Below are 7,275 nucleotides of genomic sequence, written 5' to 3' on the forward strand. Positions count from 1 at the left end.
TAACCCGAAGCCACCGCGGTTTCCAGCAAGCTGAAGCAGAGCTATGGGAAATGTTTGGAACACTAGCAGAGAGCTGATTTTTTTACAGAAGGAATTCTTTATTTACACAAACTTCTTGACGCTCCCAGTAAGGCTATCATTCCTTAGGCTGATAACAAATCAGTAAGATAATACTATATTAATTTATACAATAATAAAATGAAAGGAGGCAAACTATGGAAGAAAATAACAATCAACCAACGAAACCAACGAGAAAAAGTAATGCAACCTGGGATAAAGTAAAATCCATGTGGCAATATTACCGTGGTTGGAAGTGGTTAATCTTTATTGCCTTAACGTTTGCCTTACTGCTATCAAGTTATTCTGTTCTTATTGCTAAGACAACGAGTGTCGCTACCTTGCAAGAAGGACTTATGTCTCAAACAACTATTTATGCTTACGATGATACAAGTGCTGGAACTTTAATGGCTCAAAAAGGGACCTATGTTCCTTTAGATCAAATCTCGCCCCAGATGCGAGAGACGTTAGTGGCCGTTGAGGATAAACGCTTCTATGAACATAACGGTTTCGATACTATCGGGATCGGACGTGCGTTTGTTAGGTTATTAATCAATCGAGACACGAGTGGCGGTGGTGGGAGTACGATTACCCAACAACTTGTGAAGAATGCCTTCTTAACGCTCGATCAAACCTTCCAACGGAAGATTAAAGAACTCTTTCTATCTATAGAAGTTGAAAAGCATTATACAAAAGACCAGATTTTAGAAATGTATTTAAATAATTCCTACTATGGTAACGGAGTTTGGGGGATTGAAGATGCTTCTCAGAAATACTTTGGTCATCCAGCTTCGCAACTTAACTATAATGAAAGTATGGTCCTAACAGGAACTCTTAAGGGACCTTCAATATTTAACCCGATTGATGATTATGAAGCGGCGATTGAAAGACGGAATGTTGTAGCTCAATTGATGGCTTCAGATAATGTCATCACCCAAGAAGATGCTGATGCCATAATGGCTGAAGGAATATATCTTTATGATAATTACTATGTCGAGGATAGTTACACTTATCCGTATTACTTCGATGGTGTCATTAATGAAGTAGTGGCAGTGACTGATATTCCAGAAGATGATTTATTATCAAAAGGTTATAAAATTTATACGAATTTAAACCCTGCATATCAAAATGCCATAGACAGGTCATATGATAATACATGGATATTCCCAGATGATGGGACAGGAGAACCATTAGTTCAAAGTGCAAGTGTCGTTATTGATCCAAATACGGGTGGGATTATGGCAGTCTACGGCGGCCGAGGGGATTATGTCTATCGCGGCTTTAACCGCGCAACGGACATGTACCGCTTACCAGGATCAACACTTAAACCAATGGCTGTCTATGTACCCGCCCTTGAGAATGGTTACAATATGCATTCAATCGTTCCGGATGTCGTGGAAGGCCATGGTGCGAATGATTATGCGCCAAATAATTATAATAATTATACGGAACCGGGTGGCGAAACTGAATTATACTACGCCTTAGCGCAAAGTAAGAATACAACAGCTGTTCACTTAATGGATGATATTGGAATTAGTGAATCGGTCAGAAAATTAAGACAATTTGGTATTAATGTCCCGCAAGAAAATCAAGATTTATCCTTAGCACTTGGAGTTATTAATCCAGGGCTTTCACCACTACAAATAGCGAATGCTTATTCAGCCTTTGCTAATGAAGGTATTCGTTATGAAAGTAGTTTTATTCGTCGAATTGAAGATGCATCGGGACGAGTGGTCTACAACAATGAATCACCAACAAAACATATGGTAATGACTTCTAATGTCGCTGCAGATATGACAAGCATGATGTTAGATACTTATGGTGGATACGGGACCGGTTATGGATCCGGACCAGATTATGGTATGTTAGCTGGTAAAACCGGAAGCACCGAAGTAGCAGAAGGAAATATGGATACACGTGATCGATGGATGGTTGGTTACACACCAGACTTTGTCGTCGTGTCATGGTCAGGCTTAGACGAAGTAGACGTCGAAGGCCAACCGTCTTTAGATGAACTCATGCCAACTGGTATGGGTGCCTTATTCAATCTTCAGACAACGGCACTAATGAATCAATCACCGCAGACGCCTTTCGATGTCACTTATGCGTCACAAACTCAAGAGTCTACAAACATTGTGGAGAATGCGAATAATTGGCAAGAACAAGCAACGTACTTCTTGAATGATGCGGGTGAGTTTATTACTGAACACGGTGGGAATCTACTCAATGAGATAGGTAGAATTGGTTCTAATGTAGTTGAAGAAGTTTCGGGTTGGATAAATTAGTTTAATTTGTGTGGAAAACTAACTAATGTAACTTTCAAATTAATTCAGATTTATAACCGTTTCTGGTAGTAAAGAGAGTCTAATTTTGCTAATATTAAGATAGAAGTTAAAAAAGGAGAGAGAGTATGACAGAAAATAATAATATTTATGATACTGCGAATCAATTGGAGCGCGACTTAAGAGCATTACCAGCATATAATGATTTAAAAGAATCAGTTGCTGCCATTGAAGCGAACGATGAGAGTCGTGAGTTATTCAAAGAATTCCGCGCGATTTCGCAACAATTACAACAGAAACAAATGCAAGGTGAAGCACCTACAGAAGAAGAGATTGCAAACATTCAAGCAATGTCTGTTAAAGTTCAAGAAGATGAGAACATTAACCGTTTAATGGCTAGTGAGCAACAAGTAAGCCAAACGATTAATGACATCAACCAGATTATTACGAAGCCATTAAATGAAGTTTATCAAAACATGAGCCAGTAATTATTTGCTGAACTTTATTGCCAGCTGGAAGTTTTCGAGACGATCGATGCTTTTGGCTGGTTTTCTTTACGTAAATTTTCTCTCTTATATAAAACTATTCAATGAAAGGAGCAAACAAGATGAAATTATTGCACGTCAGCGATTTACACTTAGATAGTCCTTTTGCAGGGCTAGGTAATGATTCGCCTCAATTACAAAAAGAGTTAATCAATGCCCCGTTTAAAGCGTTTGAGCGCTGTGTAAGTATTGCGATTAATGAAGACGTTGATGTCATGCTAATTTCAGGTGATGTGTATAACAGCGAGCGGCAATCAATCGTCGCTCAGCATTTTTTTATGAAACAAATGGAACGCTTAGATAAAGTGGACATTCCCGTTGTACTTATACATGGTAATCATGATTATATTCGTCCAGATAAAGCACGTGTGATCTATCCCAACAATGTGCATGCTCTAGATTCCCGACAAGTATCAAGTTATGAATTCAATCTAGAGGATGGACGTTTAGTTCAAATTCATGGTTTCAGTTATACAACGAAATGGATTCACGAACGCGTGGTTAATGATTATCCAATGAATAACAACCCAGAAGCTTTCAATATTGGGCTGTTACATGGAGCTTTAGAAGGAATTGAATCAGATTCAGGAAATTATGCTCCTTTTAATATCGAGGAACTACTCTCAAAAAGCTATGATTATTGGGCTTTAGGACATATTCATAAATCTGAAGTGATGAACCAAGAACCATTGATTCAATATGCTGGGACAATCCAAGGACGTCATATTAATGAAACTGGCGATAAAGGGTGCTATATCGTTGAATTAGAGAAGGGTCAAAAAACGATAAATACGTTTTACTCTCTTGCTTCAATTGTTTGGGAAAATGCTAAATTAGAGTGCGAATCTGATTGGCAAGCGAATGATATTATTGAAGAATTACAACAAATCAGGGCTAATTTCCAAGATGAAGCGAACGCAAATCAACAAACTTACTTTATTCATGTGGAGTTAACTCAAGCCCAAAGACTTGAACCTCAACTCCTTGAACAAATTCAAGATGGCGAATTTTTCCAAGTCTTAGACCAAGATTATCAGGAAAGTCCATTTGTACTCATTCATCGAATGACACCCAAATTAAATGTATCTTTAGACGTCTTTCATTTTGATCCAGGTTTGGAGGAAAGTTTTAATAAAGTGGTGGAAGAATTAGAAGGGGGCGACCGCTTTAAGACAGTCGTATCTGATTTGCATCAACATCCACTAATTAAACGTCACTTTAACTTAGAACATGATGAATCCTTACAGGAAGATATGATTTATTCTGCTCGACAATTAATAGCACAAATGATCGGGCTAGATAAAGAGACGGAGGATGAGACTCATGAGAATTAAAACATTAGATATCTATGGATATGGACGTTGGATTAACCAAAAGTTTGATATTAACGATGACATTCAATTGTTCTATGGCCGTAATGAGTCAGGTAAATCAACTTTACAATCATTTATTCGTTCGATTCTCTTCGGTTTTCCAAGTCGACGTAAAAAAGTAAACCAGCCTAATCGTTATGAACCTAAGAATAGTGACGTATACGGTGGACGCATTCTGTTAACAGAAACAGTCTATGGTGATGTTTGGATCGAAAGAACGGATAAAGAATTGAAACTTTATACAGATTCAGGCGAAGAATTAGCTGTATCTAAACTGAATGAAATATTAGGTGGCTTAGACGAGTCATTATTTGATAACTTTTATGCCTTTAACTTAGCGAATTTACAAGAATTAGCGAATGTAGGCGCAGACCAGTTAAATGATTATTTTCTAAGTATCGGAACCCTTGGAAGCGATAAATTCTTAAGCATCTCTAAGGATCTTGAGAAACAAACGGATGAATTATTCAAACCTAGGGGTGTTAAACCTGAACTAAACCGTCTGCTTAATGATTATGATCATCTTTCTGAACAAGCGAATGAAGCTAAAAGAAACACGGGACGCTACAATGATTTAACTAGACGTCGGGACCAAATTGATGTTGTCATCAAAGAAACAAATCAACAACTCAATCAAGTTGAACAAGACATACGAGAAAAAGATAAACTCATCTCGCGTTATGACACTTACTTGAAACTCAAAGCGACAGAGAAAGCCTTACAGGGACTTGTATTTACGACTATTCCTGAGAACGCGCCAAAGAAATTGAAAGATGATGTGGACTCCATCCAAAACTTGGAGGAAGAGAATACAGCCTTAACAGAACGTATCTCTCACATTCAAAACGATTTAGGCCAGCTAACACGATTTAATTGGGCGAATAATCATGAACAAGACCGTAAGAAATGGTTATCTCATACAGAGCAAATTAAAGAAGTTCAAACCAAATTTGAGCAAATGAATCAGCGTATTCACGAAACAAACGAATCTATGACTCAATTAGCGGTAAAAGGACAATTCTATCCAGAAAAGATTGAGAACAGCCAAGCTTATGAAGAAAAAGTTGAAAAAGGCTTAATCATCCAAACAAAATTAATCGACAGCAATTCTGAAATTGAAACCATTCGAATTCAACGTAAGATGCTTTTAGAACAGAGAAAAAATTTGCAAAATAAAAGCGCAAACTTGCGTCAAAGTGTGGCGAAGATTGAGAATCAGCGTGTAAATGAAGAAGAAATTCTAATTCAAAATACGCGATTATCAGAGTACTTTATAGGTTTAACACTGTTAGTTGTTGGGCTCATTGTCGTATTCTTCAATTTAGTTAATGAAGCAAGTATGGCGAATATAATATTCTGGTTAGGTGTGTTTATGACCATTATCGGAATTGCGTCAATGTCTTATGTGTTTATAAAACACCGTAACTTAATGAATGAGTTTAATAATAGTCCAGTCCTCGATCGAGCGAACCAGTTGAAAGAAGAAGAGAAACAAGTGAGTGAGCAAAGTCGTGAACTCGGTACAGAAATCAATGAAAAAGAAGATACAATTAATGAATTAGAAGAAGCAAAAGCTGAAATTGTAAAAGATCAAAATCATTGGTTAACTGAGATTGGTTTTTATCCAACAGCTGATCCAGAGTGGATTCTAAAGACAAATCCAGTGAAAACCTACTTCTCTGAGATGGAAAAACGCGAGACTTATGAGGCTGAATTGGCCAAATTAGCATCGCAAATTGAAGATTGGAAAGATGCAATCTCGCCACTTCTAGAACGATTCCCAGCCAAGGATGTAACTACGCGCGTGTTAATTCGTCACGTGGAAGAAGTTGAAGCGTCATTAATTCAAGCTCAACAAAGAGGGAATAGCTTGAAGGAGCGTTTAGTTGAGGCTAGAGAACGCATTGAGAAAAACAAAGGCAAAATTGACGCACGACAAGTTGAGATTCAAGACATCTATAATAAAACGGATGTTACAAATCGCTTAGAATTTGAACAACGAGTGTCAATTAACCAAGAAATTGAAGACTTAACGAATAAAAAAGAACTTTATAAAGAACAAATTACTGGCTACGAAGATGATTTAGCTTCGATTGAAAGTAAACAAAGTCTTAACGAGTCATTCCATGAATCAGAACGTGAGCATTCAATTCTGAAAGGGAAGTTAGATCCGAATATTCGTGAGAGAGCGAATCTCGTCGTGGAGATTCAACAACTTGAGCAAGACGGTACTTTCCAAGAATTATCACAACAACTTGAGAATAAAAAGACAGAAATTCTTGAAGTGATTCATGAATGGGGAACTAAACGTTTGGCAATGGATATGATTAATCAAACACTTCGTAAAGGTTTGGATAATCCAGTCAATGAAATGAATGATATTGCTGATCATATCTTTAATATCTTAAGTTTCAGTCGCTATACACAAATTAAGATGAATAAGAAAGATATTAAAGTAAAACAATTTAGTGACGTCTTATTCTCACCACACGAATTATCACAAGGTACTTTGGAGCAATTATATGTTGCCTTAAGATTAGCCTTTGTCATTAGTGCTCAGAGAATGATTAAGATGCCAATCATCATTGACGATGCCTTTGTAAACTTTGATGAATTCCGTAAAACTAGCATGTATAAAGTGCTGCAAGATATTAGTGAAGACATACAAGTGCTATTCTTTACTTTTGACCAGCAAGCTAATGAAACATTCCATCCGAAATTTATTATTAATCTAGAGGAAATTAACTCAATTGATTTACCTAATGAGAACACTCAAGATTATAAAGAAGCTTTGGATGAATCGTTAGAAGCAGCAAAGGAAGAAAAATCTGAATAACAGGTTGAATAAGATCAGTCCATATCTGAGTCTTTAAATAATAATGACTTCACTATTATGGTTCTTGAATTTTTGGTGTTGGTGAGAGAAATCTCACTGACACCTTTTTTTGTATGTACACAAAAGCCAGTGAATTCCTATATAATAAAGTTACCATACATTACTAAAAGGAGAATTCACTT

The 7,275-nt window shown here is 36.9% G+C and carries 4 protein-coding genes; all 4 read left to right on the forward strand.

Going from position 1 to position 7,275, the window contains the following annotated elements; genetic code table 11:
• Positions 1-215: 215 nt before the first annotated feature.
• Positions 216-2,342 (forward strand): transglycosylase domain-containing protein, encoded by a 2,127-nt coding sequence (locus ACEN33_RS11455; protein ID WP_407090240.1) that lies wholly within the window; start codon positions 216-218, stop codon positions 2,340-2,342.
• Positions 2,343-2,467: 125 nt separating this feature from the next.
• Positions 2,468-2,827: a YlbF family regulator gene (locus ACEN33_RS11460; protein WP_197104694.1), complete on the forward strand. Its 360-nt coding sequence runs from the start codon at positions 2,468-2,470 to the stop codon at positions 2,825-2,827.
• A gap of 119 nt (positions 2,828-2,946) precedes the next feature.
• Complete coding sequence (locus tag ACEN33_RS11465) at positions 2,947-4,218, forward strand: exonuclease SbcCD subunit D (RefSeq protein WP_407090239.1); 1,272 nt, start codon at positions 2,947-2,949, stop codon at positions 4,216-4,218.
• Entirely contained in the window at positions 4,208-7,093 is a 2,886-nt protein-coding gene (locus ACEN33_RS11470) for an AAA family ATPase (protein ID WP_407095146.1), read from the forward strand. Before ACEN33_RS11465 ends, ACEN33_RS11470 begins: the two co-directional genes overlap by 11 nt.
• Positions 7,094-7,275: the final 182 nt, after the last annotated feature.

Origin of the sequence: Ruoffia sp. FAM 24228 (genome assembly GCF_045528575.1) — a bacterium.
Lineage (GTDB): Bacteria > Bacillota > Bacilli > Lactobacillales > Aerococcaceae > Ruoffia > Ruoffia halotolerans.

Coding starts and splice junctions, on each gene's coding strand:
- ACEN33_RS11455 (WP_407090240.1), top strand. CDS start 216: ATGGAAGAAAATAACAATCAACCAACGAAACCAACGAGAAAAAGTAAT.
- ACEN33_RS11460 (WP_197104694.1), top strand. CDS start 2,468: ATGACAGAAAATAATAATATTTATGATACTGCGAATCAATTGGAGCGC.
- ACEN33_RS11465 (WP_407090239.1), top strand. CDS start 2,947: ATGAAATTATTGCACGTCAGCGATTTACACTTAGATAGTCCTTTTGCA.
- ACEN33_RS11470 (WP_407095146.1), top strand. CDS start 4,208: ATGAGAATTAAAACATTAGATATCTATGGATATGGACGTTGGATTAAC.